The 19,783-nt window shown below is 60.1% G+C and carries 11 protein-coding genes and 1 tRNA gene; 6 read left to right on the forward strand and 6 right to left on the reverse strand.

Features of this window, described 5'->3' with window-relative positions; genetic code table 11:
* The first annotated feature begins 42 nt into the window (after positions 1–42).
* From ABIQ96_RS24370 to uxuA, 4 genes are all read left to right on the forward strand, one after another.
* Complete coding sequence (locus tag ABIQ96_RS24370; RefSeq protein ID WP_348217265.1) at positions 43–1,209, forward strand: VCBS repeat-containing protein; 1,167 nt, start codon at positions 43–45, stop codon at positions 1,207–1,209.
* A 97-nt stretch (positions 1,210–1,306) separates the two neighbouring features.
* Positions 1,307–2,959, forward strand: coding sequence for an arylsulfatase (locus ABIQ96_RS24375; RefSeq protein ID WP_348217266.1), 1,653 nt, complete (start codon positions 1,307–1,309; stop codon positions 2,957–2,959).
* Positions 2,960–3,138: 179 nt separating this feature from the next.
* Complete coding sequence (locus tag ABIQ96_RS24380) at positions 3,139–3,960, forward strand: SDR family oxidoreductase (RefSeq protein WP_348217267.1); 822 nt, start codon at positions 3,139–3,141, stop codon at positions 3,958–3,960.
* Between the two features lie 2 nt (positions 3,961–3,962).
* Positions 3,963–5,177, forward strand: coding sequence for a mannonate dehydratase (gene uxuA, locus ABIQ96_RS24385; protein ID WP_348217268.1), 1,215 nt, complete (start codon positions 3,963–3,965; stop codon positions 5,175–5,177).
* Between the two features lie 358 nt (positions 5,178–5,535).
* On the opposite strand, the gene ABIQ96_RS24390 is transcribed toward uxuA, so the two are convergent.
* Together ABIQ96_RS24390 and ABIQ96_RS24395 are read right to left on the reverse strand one after the other, a co-directional pair.
* On the reverse strand, positions 5,536–6,195 hold the full coding sequence (locus ABIQ96_RS24390) for a response regulator transcription factor (protein WP_348217269.1): 660 nt from the start codon (positions 6,193–6,195) through the stop codon (positions 5,536–5,538).
* Positions 6,192–8,813: a histidine kinase gene (locus tag ABIQ96_RS24395; protein WP_348217270.1), complete on the reverse strand. Its 2,622-nt coding sequence runs from the start codon at positions 8,811–8,813 to the stop codon at positions 6,192–6,194. The genes ABIQ96_RS24390 and ABIQ96_RS24395 overlap by 4 nt, the downstream gene beginning before the upstream one ends.
* Before the next feature lie 313 nt (positions 8,814–9,126).
* Here ABIQ96_RS24395 and ABIQ96_RS24400 point away from each other — a divergent pair, with 313 nt between their 5' ends.
* Positions 9,127–12,057, forward strand: coding sequence for a LamG domain-containing protein (locus ABIQ96_RS24400; RefSeq protein ID WP_348217271.1), 2,931 nt, complete (start codon positions 9,127–9,129; stop codon positions 12,055–12,057).
* Between the two features lie 250 nt (positions 12,058–12,307).
* On the opposite strand, the gene ABIQ96_RS24405 is transcribed toward ABIQ96_RS24400, so the two are convergent.
* The 3 genes from ABIQ96_RS24405 to ABIQ96_RS24415 all read right to left on the reverse strand — a co-directional run bounded on the left by ABIQ96_RS24405 (position 12,308) and on the right by ABIQ96_RS24415 (position 14,525).
* A tRNA-Arg gene (locus ABIQ96_RS24405) sits at positions 12,308–12,382 on the reverse strand.
* A gap of 70 nt (positions 12,383–12,452) precedes the next feature.
* Positions 12,453–14,018, reverse strand: a complete 1,566-nt coding sequence (locus tag ABIQ96_RS24410; RefSeq protein ID WP_348217272.1) for a thiamine pyrophosphate-binding protein — start codon at positions 14,016–14,018, stop codon at positions 12,453–12,455.
* A 123-nt stretch (positions 14,019–14,141) separates the two neighbouring features.
* Positions 14,142–14,525, reverse strand: coding sequence for a hypothetical protein (locus ABIQ96_RS24415; RefSeq protein WP_348217273.1), 384 nt, complete (start codon positions 14,523–14,525; stop codon positions 14,142–14,144).
* Positions 14,526–15,680: 1,155 nt separating this feature from the next.
* Here ABIQ96_RS24415 and ABIQ96_RS24420 point away from each other — a divergent pair.
* Positions 15,681–18,446, forward strand: a complete 2,766-nt coding sequence (locus tag ABIQ96_RS24420) for a phosphoenolpyruvate carboxylase (protein WP_348217274.1) — start codon at positions 15,681–15,683, stop codon at positions 18,444–18,446.
* On the opposite strand, the gene ABIQ96_RS24425 is transcribed toward ABIQ96_RS24420, so the two are convergent.
* A complete protein-coding gene (locus tag ABIQ96_RS24425) occupies positions 18,447–19,709 on the reverse strand; it encodes an outer membrane protein transport protein (RefSeq protein WP_348217275.1) in 1,263 nt (420 codons plus the stop codon).
* Between the last annotated feature and the right edge of the window lie 74 nt (positions 19,710–19,783).

A 19,783-nucleotide genomic window follows, 5' to 3' on the forward strand; every position in this document is an offset into this window, starting at 1 on the left:
TTCATTTGATGGCTCCCGGGTGCTGGGCGCGTAGTCATCGGCGTGAAAACCCCAGCACTTCTTTTCGTTCTCGTCCTGCCCGCTGCGGCACTCCCGGAAGCCCCGCCTGCGAAATTCCGGGCGGTGACGATCGATGACAAACTCGGGATCGGCTACGGCGTGTCGATTTCCGATGTGGATGGCGATGGCAAGCCGGACATCGTGCTCGCCGATGCCAAGGAGACGGATTGGTATCGGAATCCGGGTTGGGAAAAGCACAAGATGACCGGCAATCTCACGGAGAAGGATCATGTGTGCATCGTCGCGGGCGACATCGATGGCGATGGCAAGGCGGAGGTCGCGGCGGGAGGAAATTGGGAGCCGAGCGACACGGTGAACAGCGGCGCGGTTTTTTCACTCCATCCGCCGACCGATCCGACGCAGCTCTGGCAATCCAAAGAGCAACATCGCGAGCCGACGGCGCATCGGATGAACTGGGTCCGCGGCGCGGATGGCCGTTCGTTTCTCGCGATCCTGCCGCTGCACGGACTTGGTAATAAGAACGGCGAGGGAGAGGGCATCAAGTTTCTCGGCTATTGGCCGTCGAAGGATCCGGCTGCGGAATGGAAGACGTTCCTCATTCATCAGGGATTCCACATGGCGCACAATTTCCAAGCGGTGACATGGAACCCCGGCGACAAGGGCGAGAGTTTGTTAGTCGCGGAAAAGGAAGGCGTGCATTTGCTCGCTCAGAGCGGGGAAACTTGGAGCGCCACCCGTTTAACTAACCAAGGTGCAGGCGAGGTGAAGCTTGGAAAACTCCCGGATGGCAAGCGGTTCATCGCGACCGTCGAGCCGATGCACGGAAACCAACTCGCGATCTATCCGGAGCGGGAGAAGGCGTTCGCCACGCGCGTCGTCGCCGATGATACGCTGAACCAAGGCCATGCGGTGGCGACTGGAGATTTTCTTGGCACGGGGTCGGATCAGATTGCCGTCGGTTGGCGCGAACCGACCAAGGACGGAAAAAAAGTCGGCATCCGGCTTTACGTTCCCACGTCAGACGACGGTGGAAATTGGAAGCTGCACGCGACCATCGCCGACAACACGATGGCCTGTGAAGACATGAAGACCGCCGATCTGGACGGTGACGGCAAGCTCGACATCATTGCTTCCGGCCGCGCCACCAAGAACCTCGTGATTTACTGGAACGAAACAGGGAAGCCATGAAGCGTCTCCCCCTCAGACGGGGTGCTTTCCGCCGAACATCCGACAGGGTAGCAATCGGTCGCCACTCATCCTGATTTCCGGCACCACTCCGACTTCCATGATCCTTTTTTTTCGTCCGCTGTTATTGTCCGCCATTTCGCTGGCCGCTATTTCCACCAGCCAAGCCAAGGCTCCGAACGTCCTGCTCATCCTCGCCGACGATCTCGGATTCTCCGACCTCGGCTGCTACGGCGGGGAAATCCCGACGCCTAACATCGACAAGCTCGCCAGCCAAGGACTGCGCTACACGACGTGCTACAACTCGGCCCGCTGTTGTCCGTCGCGAGCCGCGCTCGTCACCGGGCTGAACCCGCACCAGGCGGGCATCGGTTCCTTCGCCACGGCGAAACCGGAAGCAGGAAAAGGCCCGGCCTACACCGGCCACCTCCTGCCGAACGCGGTCACTCTAGCAGAAGTCCTCAAGGACAACGGCTACTCGACCTGGATGGTCGGCAAGTGGCACATGGGCTATCCCGGGCCGATCGATCGCGGGTTCGAGAATTTCTACGGCATCAAGGACATGCTTTCCCACTCCGAGGGCCAATGGGATCCCAAGGTTTACGCCCGACTGCCGGAAGGGAAAAAGCCGGAGATCACCGCCGCGAATGGCAAATTCTACGTGACAGATGTTTTCACCGACTACGCGCTGGAGTTCCTCAAACAGGCGCGCGAGCAAAAGGACAAGCCTTGGTTCTGTTATCTCTCCTACACCTCGCCGCATTTCCCGCTGCATGCCCCGAAGGCGGACATCGACAAAAACATGGCCACCTATCGAAAAGGTTGGGACGTTTTGCGCGCCGAGCGGTTGGAACGGATGAAAAAGCTCGGGATGTTTCCCGCCGACATGAAACTGCCGCCGCGCTCGATGGTGCCGGTGGACGGGGAGGAAATCGCCAACGGCTTCTCCGGCAAGCAGAACCCGGCGTGGGATTCGCTGCCGGAAGACCGCCGCGAGGATCTCGCCCGCCGCATGGCCACCTTCTCGGCGATGGTGGAACATGTCGATGACGGCGTGGGCAAGGTGCTCGCGGATTTGGACAAGAACGGCGAGACGGAAAACACGCTGGTGTTTTTCCTATCAGACAACGGCGCTTGTTATGAATGGGGTCCGTTCGGTTTCGACGGCGAGTCGCGCAAGGGCACCACCATCCTGCACACCGGCGACGAGCTGGAGAAAATCGGCCAAGCCGGCACGCATTCGTCCTACGGTTCCGGCTGGGCAAACCTCGGCAACACTCCGCTCACCCTCTACAAACATTTCTGTCACGAAGGCGGCATTTCCAGCCCGTTGATCGTCCGCTGGCCCGCCGGGAAAACCGGCAAGAACCAATGGGTGACGGATACCACCGACATCATGGACATCATGCCCACCGTTCTATCAGCCGCTGAAATCACGCCTCCCAAGGAACGCGGCGGACAGGCGGTGATCCCGTTGGAAGGCATCCCGCTGAACCCGACTTTCACCGGCGGCCACCTGCCGGAACGCGTCCTTGGCTTCGAACATCAGGAAGCCCGCGGCCTGCGCAAGGGCGATTGGAAACTCACTTGGGGCAAACGCATGCCGACCCCGCCGACATGGGAACTCTACGACCTGAAAACCGACCGCGCCGAGCAGAACAACCTCGCCAAGGAAAAGCCCGAACTCGTCAAGGAGCTCACCGACGAGTGGATGAAATGGGCGAAGCACGTCGGCGTGGATTTAAAGGACTAATGCAGCCGGGTTATTGCCACGAACACCCAGGGACGTGATGGTCCCGGGCAGTCCATGGCATTCCTTCAAAAACCATTCCGCCGGGAGGCAGCATCGAGGTTTTCGACAAGATCGTGATCGACCTCAGCGGTTTAAAACCCTCCCATCTTGGCCCGCCGGCATCATAACAATTTTACCTCATGACCCCACTATTCGACATCACCGAACGAGTTTATCTCATCACCGGAGCGACCGGAGCACTCGCAGGCTCTGCCGCCGATTATCTCGCAGCCCAAGGCGCGCGGATCGTTTACCTCGGCCGCAGCCAGGACAAACTGGATACCGCGCTGGCCAAATGCCACGCCATCACTCCGGACGCCGAGTGCATCGGCCTCGTCGCCGACGTGCTCGACCGCACGGCACTGGAGCGCGCGCGAGACATCGTGTTGAAAAAGTGGGGCCGCATCGACGGCCTGCTCAATGGTGCGGGCGGCAACATGCCGGGCGCGACGATCCCGCCGGACAAGAGTTTTTCCGATCTCGATTTCGAATCCTTCCAACAGGTCGTGGATCTTAATCTGCACGGCACTGTCCTGCCTTCGCTGGTCTTCACTCCCGCGATGATCGAAGGCGGCCGTGGCTCCATCATCAACTACTCCTCGGTCTCCGCGCCGAATGCGGTGACGCGCGTCGTCGGCTACTCGGCGGCAAAGGCGGGCGTGGAGAATTTCACCCGCTGGCTCGCCGTGGACATGGCCCGCCGCACCGGCGGCAAGGTCCGGGTGAACGCGATCATGCCCGGGTTTTTCCTTGGCGAGCAAAACCGCCGCCTTCTCACCAACGAGGACGGATCGCTAACGGATCGTGGCAACACCATCGTCGCCAACACGCCATTCGGCCGCTTCGGGAACGCGGATGAACTGTTCGGCGCGCTCCACTATCTGCTCGCAGATGCCTCGCAGTTCGTGACAGGCACCATTCTCCCGGTGGATGGCGGATTCGTCGCGTTTTCCGGAGTCTGAATATGAATCATCCGCTCCTGCTAGAAGAAGGCTTCCGCTGGTTCGGGCCGGAAGATCCGGTGCCGCTGGCGTTCATTCGTCAGGCGGGAGCGACTGCGGTTTTTACGGCTCTCCATCAGATTCCCTACGGCGAGGTCTGGCCGCGAGAGGCGATCCGCGAGCGGAAGGAAATGATCGAGGCCGCCGGACTGCGCTGGACCGCCGTGGAATCGGTGCCGGTGCATGAGGACATCAAGACCGGGCGCGGCGATCTGCAGCGGCTTTTCGCAAACTATAACAACACGCTGCGCTATCTGGCGGCGGAGGGAATCCACACCGTCATCTACAATTTCATGCCGGTGCTCGATTGGGTGCGCACCGACATGCGCTGGCCGATGCCGGACGGCTCGATGAGCATGCACTACGATCCGGTGCGCTTTGCCGCGTTTGAAATCCACGCGCTGGAACGTGCCGGAGGCGAAGCGGATTACACGGCGGAGCAGTTGGAACGCGCCGCAGTCTGGTGGAAAAGCATGGATGAGGCTGCCCAGGATGCATTCGTTAGATCGATCATCGATGTGTTTCCCGGCGTGAAATGGGCGCTGTCGCTCGATGACATCCGGGCGATGCTGGCCCGTTACGACGGCATGGACACCGACGGACTGAGAGCCAACCTCGCGCGTTTTCTCCAAGCCGTCATTCCCGTGGCGGATGAGTTAGGAATGCGGATGGCGATTCATCCCGATGATCCGCCCTTCTCCGTGCTCGGTCTGCCGCGCATCGTCTCAACCGCGAATGACGTCGAGGCGATTTTCAAAATGGCGGACAGCTCGGCAAACGGGCTTTGCTTTTGCACCGGTTCGTTCAGCGCGCGAGCGGACAACGACCTGCCCGAGATGGTTGCAAATTTCGCCCCGCGCATTCACGCCGTCCACTTGCGCAGCACGCAGCGGCTGCCCGACGGATCGTTTTACGAAGCGGATCACCTCGCCGGATCGGTGGACATGCCATCAGTCGTTAGAAATTTGCTCGATGAACAGGATCGCCGCCACGCCGCGGGACGAAATGATTGGCAGCTCCCGCTGCGCCCCGACCACGGTCACACGATGATGGACGACCTGCCGAAACCCGTCGGTATCACTCCCGGCTACTCCTGCATCGGCCGGATGCGCGGGCTCGCGGAATTACGCGGATTGATGCTCGGGCTGAGTTATGCCGAGAGCCTTGGAAAGCACTGACCTGCAAGAGATCAGTTATACTTATTGCATAGGGTTGCATTACACCCCTGCGGATTTCCTAATCACCTATCCGAACGAAAAGACATTCGCCACGACCTCCGAACTGGAAATATAGCCCGAAATACCCCCATTTTCGGGGATTTGGCTAAAAACATCACTTGCAGTTTATAAAATCCGTTGGACTTTGCCCGTGGTAGGAACCGTCGCTGCCGACTGTAAACCCAGATGTAATTTGCGATAGATCCCTATCCTTTTCGCGCCACCTGTGAAGTAAGCCCAGTAAGGGGGGAGGTTCTTCCAGGGAGGCGCGAATCGCATTTTCAGGCAGAGCGTGGTACCGTCGACGAGGATCCGAGTCTCAGCTTTGGTGAGTTCCGCCTTGGCCACGCCCGAGATATTTAACGACGGCTTCAGTTCGGGTGCGGACGTGAAGCTTGCCATAAATCTTGTGGAGGTGGGTGCGCACGGTTTCGACACCGATTCCGAGGTCCCAGGCGATCTCCTTGTAAAGCGAACCCTTCGCCAACAGGTCGAGGATCTGTGTTTCCCTGGCAGTGAGATTCAGATCCTCGTTCTTGTGCTGCGAGTCCTTCTTGAAGTGCCGCACCACCTTGCGGGCGATGGCGCTGGACATCGGGGATCCCCCTGCGACGAGATCCTCGAGTACCGCAAGGAGCTTGGTGGGGATGTCGCGCTTGAGCAGATATCCGGAAGCACCGGCAGCGAGGGCATCGTAAATCCGGTCGTTGTTGTCATAGACCGTCACCATTAAAATCTGCATGTCGGGTTGGCAGACTGCTAGTTTCTCGACGCACTCGATGCCTGACATACCCGGCAACTGGATGTCCATGAGGACCAGGCGGGTAGGCGACTTGGCAAGCACTTCAAATGCGGATTCTCCATCAGGAAACGCGGCGACGAATTTCCAACGCTGAGAGGTTTCGATGATATCGACCAAACTGTCGCGGAGGGCGGCGTCGTCTTCCACAACGGCAATGGTTATAGGATTTTCGATCATAAGAGATAGAGTTTGGAGTCTTTCGGCACCGGACAACGAAAACTAACATGAGTCCCGCCGCCGGACGAGGATGTGATTTCACAGGTTCCGCCAATGTCGGCGAGCCGGCCTTTGAAGTTTCCGAGCCCGTGACCTTCTCCAGTGGAATCTCCGGCAAACCCCCTGCCGTTGTCCCGGACGTCAATGCTTAGTGTTTCTCCCTCGAAGCGCACCGTCAAAGTGACCTCGCACGGGCCGGCGTGCTTCAGGATGTTGTGCATGGCCTCGCGCACGGCCATCGAGACATTGTGCCGGAAATCCGAGCTGATAGGGCGGGTCGGAAGCGAGGATGGGATGTCGAAACGGCAGCGGATGTCGCTTTCTTCGAAAAATTCCTCGGCATGCCGGGTGAGCCTCAGGGCAAGTTCGTCGAGATTGTCCCGTGAGGGATCCACGGCCCACACCAGCTCGTCCATCGCAACCACAAGCTCCCTGGCGGAGACGGACATCTTGTCGAGTTGCTTGCGGGCCTTGTCGGGATCGTGATCCATCGCGCCGCTGGCGAGCGATGCGGCGACGTTGAGGACCGTGATGCGGGTGCCTAGATCGTCGTGCATGTCGCGCGCGATGCGCGTACGGTCGCGTTCCAGAGCGGTCTGAAATGCAAGTTCGCGCAAACGCCGTCGGTTGCGCCTGTTGCGTTCGCGAACCACGGCGACGGCGATGAGCGAGATCACGCAGCCCGTGACCGCGGGCCAGAACCACCCCATCTGCCAAAGGTGGGGACGCACGACGATCTTGGCCGAGAGGTCCGACGATTCCGGATTCTTATCCTCGGTCATTCCGATGGCGCGGAAGGTATATTGACCCGGGGGAACATTGAGGAAAGTCGCGCGCTGCTGGTTGCCCGTGATCACGTTGTAGGCCTCGCGCCATGTCACGATCAAGGTCCGTCCTCCGGCTTTTCCGGCGTCGAGGTCTTGGACGCAGGTCCACTTGCCACCCATTGACTGATCTCCATCGATGAGGCTTAGGATCGATGATTCCTCGCGCCGGGCGGTGAGTGCGATGGCGGGCTCCGCACCTCCCCGGACCCATCCCTCCGGAGCCCGCATCGGGAAAATACCGCTTGAGCCTTTTTCAAAGTTGCCATTTTTCCAAAGCGAAACTCCCGGTTGGTCCGGGCGGATCAGGTTGAGATCGTCAATCCCCAGGCAGCCGCTGGTATCCGGGGCACCGGAGCTCAAGGTCACGCGGAGATATCGCACCTTTTCAGGCGAGTAGAGAACCTCGCGCCGCTGCGTGAAGGTGGAGTCGGTAAAGCCGGTTCCCCAACCGGGGCTGCTCCCGGTCATGTTGAACTGGGCTTGGGAGATCGGCTTTGATTCCGCGTCGAGGAACTCGAATGTCAAACTCATGCCGAGGACGCTCTCCTGCCAGTGCTCGTTGAATCCCGCCAACTGGCAGCGCAACTGGACCGGCCTTTCGAAAAAGTTAGACCCGGCGCCGATTTCAAAATCCAACCTGTGCAGACCCGGCCTGAGGCTCAGTGGAGTTCCGGCCGGAGGTATTTCGGAAACCGGTTCCCCATCGACTCCGATTCCGGTTAGACGCAGGTGGAAAGACCCGGCGTCGGATCCAGGGGCCGGGCGTTCACTGGCATAGTTCGTGGCGCGCGCCCTTGGAGCCACGAAGAGAAAGTCGTTAGGATGCCTGGCGACCGAGCTGATGCGGATCTCGTCGATCAATCCCGGAAAAGGCTCCGCCTCGGCATTGGTAGGGAGATGATTTCGCGCCTCGTTACCGATCGCGAAATCACCGGTCTTCGGACCGAGGTTTTTCGAGAGCGTGCCGACACCGATCCGATTGGCGGATTCCCTGTCGCGATCGAGCCGGGTCCAATAGAGCTGGAGGGCACCGGGAACTCCGGCGCGCCCGTCGTAGGAGACGGCGACATGGAACCAATCTTTCTTGTTGATGGCGTTAGGTCCGTCCGTGGGGATCGAGGCGATCGCACCACCCACCGCACCGCTGTCCTGAAGAGGCGAAAACGACAGGAATCCCTCCCTCTCCACACGGAAACTGAAAACCCGCTCGTTCGCCTCGCCGTCCATAGTCACGATATCCAGCGCGATCGATGGCGCCTCCAACGGGAGCTTGTCGAACTTCAGCATCGCTTCGTAAGTGAATGCGCCGTCCTCTCCTTGGAACCGGAAGCCTTTCGGCGCGTTGTCCTCGATCCCGTTGGCTAGCCCAGAGGCCAAGGTGACAATCCCACCCGCAAGGGATGGAGTGCCCGGAATCCCCCCGGTGTGATGGTTGAAGGAAACCGCGCGTCCAAGTCCGGGAAAGCCCTGTTCGCCGGCCACCGCTCCGTTGTGCATGCTGCGGAGTGAGATTCCGTCTTTTACGGCATTCTTGAAGGGCGGCGCGCCTTCATTGAGATGCCAGAGTTGCAGGGTGTGTTCGTCAGCCTCGTAGGGCCGGAGTTCCGCATTCGCCACGAGGATTCCACTCAGGAGCGGCGAAATAGTAAGCGCTAACAATAACATCAGTGAACGGATCCGGAAAGCCGGACAGATCCCGTCGGGGGGAATGGATTCATCGCGGCCGGGAAATGATTGATCGAAGTTCCTCATCTCGTGTGGCCGTGGGATAGCTTTGTCCCGATTCTAGGGTGCAACCGGCAGACCGACGCAAGGCGGCAATCGAAGAATCACACGAAAGGGGGATGACCTCAAGCCTGCCGCGTCCTCCGGTTTAACCTCACGAATGGGGAATGGCACGCATCCCCGTTTCGTGTGAGCACGCCACATTTCATTGAATGTGCCGGAGCCACACCGCTAGTTTGCTCCGATTCAGGATCTAACACAAAATCCGGAATCGCCCGAGCCGATGGTTTTCCCACGAACCAGCTTCTCTTCAAACCCAAGACCCAAAAATCCTAAAGAAATGAAAATCCAAAAAAACCCCTTCCTGGCCATGGCATTCAGCTCCGGCCTGTTAGTCCCCACTCTCCACGCGGGGGTGGCTCCCTATGTGTCAGCCGACGCCGACACCAGCTACCTCTACCATTTCAACGAGCTCGCGGGCGGAAGCTCCGCCGCCAATGCAGGCTCGACCGGCAGGGCCGCCCTCTCGGTGAAGGGTAATCCCTATGCGGGTGACACCATCAACCAACCTGTCCTCACCAACGTGCTCGGCAGCGGCAGCTTCAGCGGCTTTGGCAACGCGGCCTCCGTCACCAGCGACTCCTGCCTCGGCGTGGACGCTGATAATAACGGTGCCTTCCGTCCCGGCGACTATGCTCCGGTGGGGCCGGACCAAATGCTCGACCACTCCACCATCTATGGGACTGGCAATGCCTTCACTCTGGAAGCGATGGTCAACGTGCCCGCCATCACCGGCTCTAACCGTGAGATCATCTGCACCGACAACAACGGCGCCACCGCCGACCGTGGATTCCAGTTCCGCATCAATACCGCTGGCCAGCTCGAGTTCAATGCCATCGGCACCACCCCAGCCGGCGCGGTCATCGCCATTCCCACCACCGGCACCCACGGCTTTGTCGCCAACCAATGGTTCCATGCGGCACTGACCTACGACGGCACCACGCTCCGCTTCTATTGGACCAAGGTCGATCCAACGGTCACGGCCGCGAATCAAATCGGCACCAACACGGTGGAAACCGTTGACGTCAACGATGACGCCGTCCTGGTGCTCGGCAACGAGGGCCGCGCCACCGGCAACCTCGGTCAAGAACCGCTGGGAGGCCTGCTGGACGAGGTGCGCATCAGCAAGGTCGCCCGCACCGCCGGCCAATTCATCTTCTTCGACCCGTCGCTAGACACCGAACCCGACGGCCTGCCGGACTATTGGGAAAACGCGAATTTTGGCAACCTTTCGGAGACCGCTGCCGGTGATCCCGACCAGGACACGTTCTCCAATCTGGCGGAATTCAACGCCGGTTCAAATCCTAACAATATCGACTCCGTTCCCGGCGACGTCGATGGTGACCAGTTGGCGGACTCGTGGGAAATGACCAATTTCGGCAACCTGAGCCATACCGGCACGGAAGATGCCGACACCGATTTCAATACCAACGAGGAAGAGGAAACCGCGGGCACCAACCCTAACAGCAACACGAGCTTCCCGGATACCGATACGGACACGCTGAGTGACGGCTGGGAATATACCTTCCTGGGCGACCTCAGTTCCGCCGCCGGCGACGATCCGGATGGCGACCTCTATACCAACGCCGAGGAATACGCCCTCGGGACCAATCCAAGCCAATACCTTTCCTCGCCCGATAGCGACGCCGATGGCCTCATCGACGGCTGGGAAGCCTACTACTTCTTCGTGAGCGGAGAAAGCCGGGCCACGGTGCTCGCGAAACAGGACGGCACGGGCGACCCGGATGGCGACGGTTACACCAACGAGCAGGAGGAAACCGCAGGCACGAATCCGGCTACCGCGGAAAAACCAACGGACCTGGATGCGGACGGACTGATCGATTCGTGGGAAATGTTTTACTTCAACGATCTCGACGAAGTGGCCTCGGGCAACCCGGACTTGGACGGCAGCACAAACCTGCAGGAGCAGAACGCCGGCTCGAATCCGACCTTATCGGCATCGACTCCGACCGATATCGATGGTGACGGCATCCCCGACATTTCCGAAGCCTTCAAGCCTTACACTCCAGACAGCCACACCTTGCATCTCTGGCACCTGAATGAAGTGGACCAGACCGCCGGTGACGTGGGGACCGCACCGGTTCCCATGGCAGTGCTCAATGCGAACGGCAGGCTGTGGCAGCCATCGCTCGCGGGCTTCGGCACCGGACTGAACACGTCCTTGGGCCGCAACACGAACACGGGCGGCGCGCTCTCCGCAAAAACCCTGGTGAGCGGTACCGGAGATGACACCACCATCACCTATGCGGGGGGAGACGGTGCGTTCACGTTCGAAGGGATCGTGAGGATCGATTTCGATCCCACTGTTGCCGCGGTACCCGCGAACGCGATGCAAATTGTGACCGGCGAATCTGATGCGGAGCCGACACGAGTCTGGCAATTCCGGCTCGTTCCGATCGGAGGCCCCGGCAATGTCGGCGCCACCACGCCAAGGCTCGAGTTCATCAACCTCCACGGCGGAGGAGCTGGCATCCAGTCGCTTTCCGTCGCTTTGCCAACAAGCGGCGATCCCGATGCAATCGCCCAAGGCGGATGGTATCATGTGGCGGCAACTTATAACGGCAGCGAAGCCACGGCGAACAACCTGAAATTGTATTGGACCCTGCTAGATTCGTCGCGCACCGAGGCCAACGAGGTCTTCTCCGGGCAGCTGACCAACGACCTCCTCGTTGGCAGCCCGGACTTCACCATCGGGAATGAAGGAAAAGATGGCAGCACCGACGGCTTCGCGGGAGTGGTCGATGAAATCCGCATCAGCGACATCGCCCGCACACCGGGGCAGTTTCTGTTTAGCGGCGGTTCCGGAGATACCGATAGCGACGGTCTTCCTGACATTTGGGAAACTACTTACTTCGGCAATCTGAGCCAGACCGCGACCGATGACTACGATCATGACGGCACTAACAACCTGACCGAATACCGCCTCGGCCTGATTCCTAACAGCGGAAGCTCGCGCTTCGTCGCGCTGACAACCGATGCGAATCCGGGAGATGGCTTCACGATCACCTGGCCCAGCTTGGCAGGCACGAGTTTCAACGTGTGGCGGAGCTACGACCTCGCGGGTTGGACCAAAATCGCCAATTCCCTGACTGCGTCGCCGGGGGCGGCCACCTCGACAAGCTACACCGATGGCACACCGGTTCCTCCGGACAAGAAGGCGTTCTACCGCGTGGAATTGATCTCTCCTTGATAGTTTCTTGGGTGAATTCGGCAGAATTCGCTGGGGCCGGAGGTAATGGGTTTCCTCCGGCCCCTTCTATTTTCAAAAAAGCGTCTCATCCCGGATCTCGGAAACAACGTGACTCTGTAATTGGAGCGCGAAATCTCGATGCCTGACCGTGCGGAATAAATTGCCTAGGGGCCATCCGGTCAGGGCTTCGCCATTTTTAAAATGCCTGCTAGCGCAGGCTCTGGATTCCGCGCTCCAAATTAGTTACAATTGGTGGTCCCGAGTGGAATCGAACCACTACCTACGGCTTCGGAGGCCATCGTCCTATCCATTGGACCACGGGACCAGTGCGCTTGCGCTGAGGCGGAATGCGTAACGGGCCTTGCCGGACTTGGCAAGGGAAGGATTTCGTTTTCTCAATGGGCGATGCGGTCCCAAGCGGCCCAGAAGGCGGTGGTTTGGGCGGCGTCGGGGACGATTTCCAGCAGCTGGGTTTTTTCGCCGGATTCGAACTTGTCGAAATCATCAACGGTGCGGATGCGGAGGTGGTTCATGTTCCAGAGGGTGGCTAGGCCGGAGAGGTCCGCGGTTTGCGGGTTGGTCATCCACTCGGCGGCGCGCGGGCTCATGGTTTGCAGGCGCGGAAGGCGTTCGAAGATTTTTCCGCCACCGTTGTTGATGACGGCGAGGACCCGGCCCTGGCAGGTGATTTGTTCGAGGACAAATGGGGCGGCGAGGTCGTAGAGCGCGGTGAGATCGCCGAGGACGGCCCAGGTTTCGCTGACATCGGCGGACCAGCCGAGCCAAGTGCTGACCTGGCCGTCGATGCCGTTGGCGCCGCGGTTGGCGCGAACGGACGGGACCGGGCGGTTCCATTGAGCAAAGAGATTCCACTCGCGGATGGGCATGCTGTTGCCGAGAAAAAGCCCGCCGCCGATGGAGGCGTAATGGGAAAGCGTACGGAGCAGGGCGGGTTCGCTATCGGGGTAAATTTCCAACAGTTCGTCGATGCGGGTTGCGCGACTGGCGGCTCCGGGAAGGTAATCGAGCGCATCCTCGGCGAGGGCGATTTCACCGAGCGCCGGCAGCACGCGATCCAGCCGGCCCGGTAGGACATTGGATTCGCGGGCGAGGCCCGGGAGGCCGTTACGGCAGACCGACCAGATGGAGATTTCCGGCAGGTCTTCGAGATCCCGCCAGAAGCGACCGCTCGGGACTTCGCCGAGACGGAGGATTTTTCCCGGTGGGCGGGATTTCAACACCCGGTCCGCATCGTGAATCGCCAGACCTTCAAGTGCCTCGCGCAGGCCGCTGGTCGCTTCGGCCACAAGCGGCACACCGAGATCGCTGCAAAAGTGGAACACGTCCTCGCGTTCGTCCGGCTCCAGTCCGCCGACGAGGACGACGATGCCCTTGTAGTGCTCCTCACGCAGCCAGCGGGCGAGCGCGGCGACATCGAGACGATCCTTCACAGGGGTGAAATCGCCGAGTTTTTCGCGGGAAAAATTCTCATCGCCCGGCTCGAACGCTTCCTCGAACTCGACATTCAGATGGAGCGGTTGTTTCCCATCCCAATCCGCGAAAGTCCCCTGCCACGCGTGATTTCCGAAAATCCCCGGCTGCTCGATGGATTGCGGCGCTCCCGTTCCGCGATATTCCGCGGGGCGGTCCGCAGTGATCGCGACCAGCGGGCGGGCTTGGTAAAAGGCCTCGATGACTGCCGGCAACAGTTCCGCCGCCGCCGTGCCGCTGGTGGTGATGACCGCGCAGGGCCTGTTGGTTTCCATCGTGCGGCCGAGGGCGAAAAATCCGGCGCTGCGCTCCTCAAAATGCCGCCACACCCGGACGAGCCCGGCGGCTTCGGCACGGGCAAGCGCTTCCAAAAGCGCCGCATTTCTGGCCCCGGCGCAGACGACGAACTCGCCCACACCCGCCTTGAGACAGCTTTTCACCACATCGACCGCCGGTTGCCATGCATTCACGCGGCTGTGCTAGCCCACCCCGGCGGGAATGTCCAAGCCTGTAGTTTCTCCCGCCAGTCCGGCCGGGCGGAACCTTGCCGGCAAACATGCTCCCGTGACGAAAGCCCTGTCTCCTGTCTTGTTTCAGTGATTACCCATTCTGAATGTCGTGTTCGCAAATGGCACCACGAGTCCGTAGAGAACCAAGGCCGTGGTAAGTGCGGCGATGCTCAAGGCGCAACACGCCGCCCAACGACATTCCGAGGCCTGAAAGCGCAGCCAGAGGTAGCCCAGCAGCAACCCGCCGAAAAGGAATGGAGTCCAACGAAACGCCGTAATCGCAAGCAAGGTAGCCAAGCGAAACTGGGCGGTATCTCCATAAATCTCAGCAAGCCCTCTGGCACCGTGGGCGCTGGAAAAAAACACGATGACGCCGAGTACGACGATCATTGCGGTTGTGACGAGCAATTCAACAATCTCTCCTAGCTTCAGCATCTGATTTTTCTGCAACGTTAGATGTGGTGGCACGGCGGCGCAGGACTCACAGAGCGAAGCGAACGAGGGACGTCATCCGCCATTGCCACGCACGACTTGTTCGCGTTAGGGATTCCAGAACCGGGGGACCGGAGAATTAGCGGGGAATCCGTCGCGGGGCAAGGCGCAAACCGGTCGGAGGAGCGATCACGGCTTAAACCCAGCGGGTGCCCGAACGCCGCCGACGCTGCCGCCCGTGGTAGGTGGATCATGCCAACCGGAATCACGCGTGAACCCCGCTTCAGCGTCACTAGCAGCGGCTCCCGAGTCTTCATTTTCTTCAGCGAACAGTGAGTTCTGTCTGTCGCGGACGATATCGAGTCAGGTTGGATGAGGCAAGCTTGGGGAAAATGCACCTCGGAGGATCTCCGGGTGAGTGGATTGCAAGAATCGTCCGGTTTCTTGGATGAATCGGATACGCGAGAGGTCGGGAGACGGAGTAATATCAGATATCACGCCGGTTGGCGGAGTGTTTGGCGGAGTGTTTGGCGGGCGGGTTGGGAAATCCGCGTGGCCGCCTGCCGCCAGATCGTCGAACTTGAAGAGGGTGGCAGCGCGGTGGGCTATTTCCCAACTTCTGCCAGGCACGCGGTTTCCGCCGCGCGCGCCGGGCGGATGAAACGGACGGGCCGCGCAGCCGTCCGGTCGGGGTTTCGGGTCATCCGGTCGGCACTTCGGGTAAACCGGTCCTAGGATGGACAGGATTGATTTGGAAAGGGTTATGGAGAGCGTGACGATTTCTCCGGCTGGATGATCCGGAAATGGAGTTACCCTTCCCATTTTGCCGCGGAGATCAATTTCACCCATCGGGGCGCGGTAGGCCGCCTCGCGCGACCGGCTTGGCGGGATTTCCACGCGAAATTGCGTTTTTCCCGGCCGCATCTCCCCTAGGACTTTTGCCAAAAGTCATTGCCGGAACCCACTTGGACGTGGGCCACCCGACAGCGGTCCGGAGTTCACGGTTTACCGTGCTCTTGAAGAGGCAATCTAAAGATTGAACTCCGGACAGCGAAACGAGGCTCATCACCGGGAACAAGTTTCGGCAAACGATTCCGGCAAACCTTATAGATGCGGCATCCGGCGGACGACGGCGGGAAAGTGATTTGCCCTTCCGGTTTCGGCTTGGATCGTGCTTAAAAAGACGCACGCATGACAGAATCGGCCACCCACCCCACCCGCGAGCAGCTTCGGCTGGAAGGATTTGATCTCATCGATGAGCAACTCAAGTATTTGCTGAGTTGTTTGGAAGAGGCTTTGGTGAGCACCGGCGCGACGGAATTGCTGCCGTATCTGCCATGGTCCGGGCGCGAGCCGAAAGCCGGGGCCGCGCCGGAAGGGCTGCCGCAGCTTTACTCGATCGGGTTCCAGCTTCTGAACATGGTGGAGGAGCGCGTGGCCGCGGAAATCCGGCGGGAGCGGGAAAAAGCGCTGGGCGCGGAGTCGATCCGCGGGCTGTGGCCGCAAGCGCTGCGCGATCTGCGGGCGATCGGGCTGACGCCGGAACAGATTTTGGAAGTGCTGCAGGATGTGAAGGTCGAGCCGGTCTTGACCGCCCACCCGACGGAGGCGAAGCGCTCCAGCATCCGCGAGCGACACCGCGCACTCTACGCGGAAATGGTCCGCAACGAGTATCCGAAATACACGGATCGCGAACGCCGGCGCATCCGCGAGCGGGTGGTCACGACTTTGGAAACGCTCTGGCGCACGGCGGAGATTCATCTGGTCCGGCCGGATATTTCCAGCGAGCTGCGCAACGCCACTCACTATCTGCGTGATCTTTTCCCAACAGCCATCAACCGGCTGGATCTGCATTTCACCGAAGCCTGGCGCGATGCCGGGCTGCCGTTGGATTTGCTCCGCTCGGCGGGAAACATCCCGCGTCTGCTTTTCGGCACATGGATCGGCGGCGACCGCGACGGACATCCGTTGGTCACCCCGGACGTGACAGAAAAGACGCTGGAGGAACTGCGCCAATCGGCTTTCAAGCTGCTGGAGCGGGAATTGCTGGATCTTTCCTCGCAGCTCACGCTTTCCCGCTATCTAACACCAGTGCCGGACGAGCTCCAGGCCCGGATCGACCACTTGGCGAAAATCGTGGATGCGCCTGATAGTGTTCTCAAGATTCTCGACCGACACGAGGAAGAGCCGTGGCGCCAAATGGCCGCGCTCATGGCGCTGCGTCTTCGCGAACAAATCAAGGGCAAGCCGGGCTATCGGAACACCGCCTGCCTCGCAGACGACCTGAACCTGCTTTCCCGCACGCTCGCCGCCGCCGGTTGCCACATGATCGAAGAGGATGCGATACGTCCGCTGCGCCACAAGCTGGAGATTTTCGGATTCCACCTTGCAACGCTCGATGTCCGCCAGAATTCGGAATTCCATGACAAGGCGATCAGTCAGTTGTTAGCCGCCGCGGGAATCGAGGATGGAGCGAACTACATAGACTGGCCGGAGGAAAAACGCCTCGCCTTGCTCAACGCCGAATTGAAATCGACCCGCCCGTTTCTCCATGACGACGTTCGCGTCGGCACCGAGGCGGACGACGTGCTCGATACCTATCGCGTGCTGGTCCGTCACCGCCGTCACTGGGGCACCGAGGGACTCGGAGCGCTGATCGTCTCCATGACCCGCCAGCTCTCGGATTTGTTAGGAGTCTTCCTGCTCGCCCGCGAGGCCGGGCTGATGGACCTGACGCCGGATGGACTGGTCTGCCCGCTTGAAGTCGTGCCGTTGTTCGAAACGATGGACGACCTCGACCGCTCGCCGGGAATCCTGCAAGCGTATCTGGAACACCCCCTCACCCGCCGCTCGCACGCGGCGCGGACACCGGAAGGAAAAACCGCCGGCCAGCAGGTGATGCTGGGTTACTCGGATTCGAACAAGGACTGCGGCATCCTCGCCGCGCAGTTCGCCCTGCAGCGGGCGCAAATCGCTCTCACCAAGGTCGGCAAGGACAACAAGGTGAGCCTGTGCTTTTTCCACGGCCGCGGCGGCACGATTTCCCGTGGCGCGGGTCCGACACATTGGTTCATGGCCGCGCTCCCCAACGGCGCGATGAGCGGCGGCTTCCGCATGACCGAGCAGGGCGAAACGATCGCCCAGAAATACGCCAATCTCGCCAACGCCACTTATAACCTCGAATTGCTGTTAGCCGGTGCGGCGGTTACTACAGCACACCATCGCCATCTGCCACCGGCGGAAGATCCGTGTCAGGAATTCATGGCGCGGCTCGGAGAATCCAGTCAGACGGCCTACCAGAAATTTCTCAAGGCCGATGGATTCATCGAGTTCTACCGCCAGGCCACCGTCATCGACGCCTTGGAAAACTCGCGCATCGGCTCGCGTCCCGCCCGCCGCACCGGCAAGAAGGGATTCTCCATCAGCGACCTCCGCGCCATCCCGTGGGTATTTTCCTGGACCCAGGCCCGTTTCTATCTGCCCGGTTGGTTCGGCGTCGGATCCGGACTCGAAGCACTCAAGAAGGCAGATCCGGCGGGCTTCGCAAGATTCAAGGAGGCACTGCCGAAATCGACGTTCATGAGCTATGTCCTCACCAACGTGGAAACCAATCTGGCTTCGGCCAATCTGGAACTAATGCAAGCCTATGCCGGGCTGGTGGAAGATGTGGAACTGAGGGACAAATTCCTCGGCCAGATCGTTGCGGAATTCGAACGTACCCGGTTGCTGTTAGCAGAACTCTTCGACGGCGAAATGAAAGCCCGCCGCCCGCGCATGGCCAAGACCTTGGAGATCCGCGAGGCTCCTCTGCGCGTGCTGCATCAGCAACAAATCGCCCTACTCCGCGAATGGCGCGGCCACGTCGCCAGCGAACAAACCGAAAAAGCCGACGCGTTGCTGCCGAAACTCCTGCTCTCCATCAACGCCATCGCCTCCGGCCTGCGGACAACGGGCTGATCAGAATTTCACACTCAATGACAACAGCAGGGCATGGCTGCTGAAACCATAGGTGCCGTCGGCAGTTTGCCCCACGAACTTGCCCGGAGTCGAGCCGGGAGTGCTGCCGGAAATTTTCCGGTCCTCCGCGAATCCCAACTGAAAGGCGGCATCCATCTTGTAGCGCCCCCACTCACGGCCGATGCCGAGAGTGACAAACTGACGGTCCAGATCCGCCACGGTCGGACTGTAGTATTTCGAAGACACCGAATTTTCGTTATAGAGATAGCCCGCGCTGCCGTACCAGCCATTATCAAAATAACGGGTGACTCCGAATTTATAAATCCAGCTGTCCTCGAAATCGAGGTTCACGGGGATGTCCTGCTGAACCGGAAACGGCGGAACCTGCGCCTGACGGATCGTCACCGTGTCCATGCAACTCCAGTTTGAGTAATCGGCATTCGCCTCGATGTTCCACTTCTTCGTCGGCCGATAGGAAACTCCGAACACCGCCGTGTAGGGAAACTCGAATTCCACCTCCGCCGGCACTGTGGTGGGCGAGATGACCGGTTGCTGTTCGATCTGCGTTTCACCCTTGAATCCCATGGTGACGGCACTCCGGTAGGTGGCGCCGAACGCCCACTGCTCGTTGATTTTCCAAAGCAGTCCCAAATTGTATCCCACTGCATAGTCATCGCCTTCGAAACGGAACGAATTCGCAAACGGGGATTCCGTGCGAAGCAACCCTTGCTCCAAGGCGATGTCTCCATAATCGATCATGACCCCACCTGCTAACGAAAGCCCGGGAAGAATTTCCACGGCGACCACCGGATTCACGCGGAGATAGGTCAGATCCCCCTCGATCGCCACCGCCCGGAAACCGGTGCCCTGCGGCCAGGCAACGCTGGCCCCGTTAGGAGCATAGACGCCGAGGCCCAGGGTAACGGGGGAATTCTCGAGTCCATAAGCGTAATAAAGTTGGGGAGCGAACGCATTCGGGTTCTCAATTTCATACTCCTTGCCGGCATTCACCGATCCGGCGGGCGCCTGATAGGTGGGTTCGAAATGCAGCGCGTAGATTCCCGAGCGGACGTTGTCCCCCTCAAGCTGGGTCAGGCCGGCGGGGTTGTAATGAACGGCGGACGCATTGTCCGCCGTGGCAACGAAGGCCTCGCCGCGTGCTGCGGCGAATGCGTCCTGGCTCACCAACCGAAAACCATTGGCCATCAGGACTGACGGCGTCCCTGTTAGCAGAACAATTAAAGTTTTCTTAAGGAAAGTCATTGGCTTCAACTACACATTTTTCTGCCGGAAGGACACAAAACTCCCCGCTGTGCCGGAGATTTTTCTAACCTGGG

Origin of the sequence: Luteolibacter sp. (assembly GCF_039920825.1) — a bacterium.
Classification (GTDB): Bacteria; Verrucomicrobiota; Verrucomicrobiia; order Verrucomicrobiales; family Akkermansiaceae; genus Luteolibacter.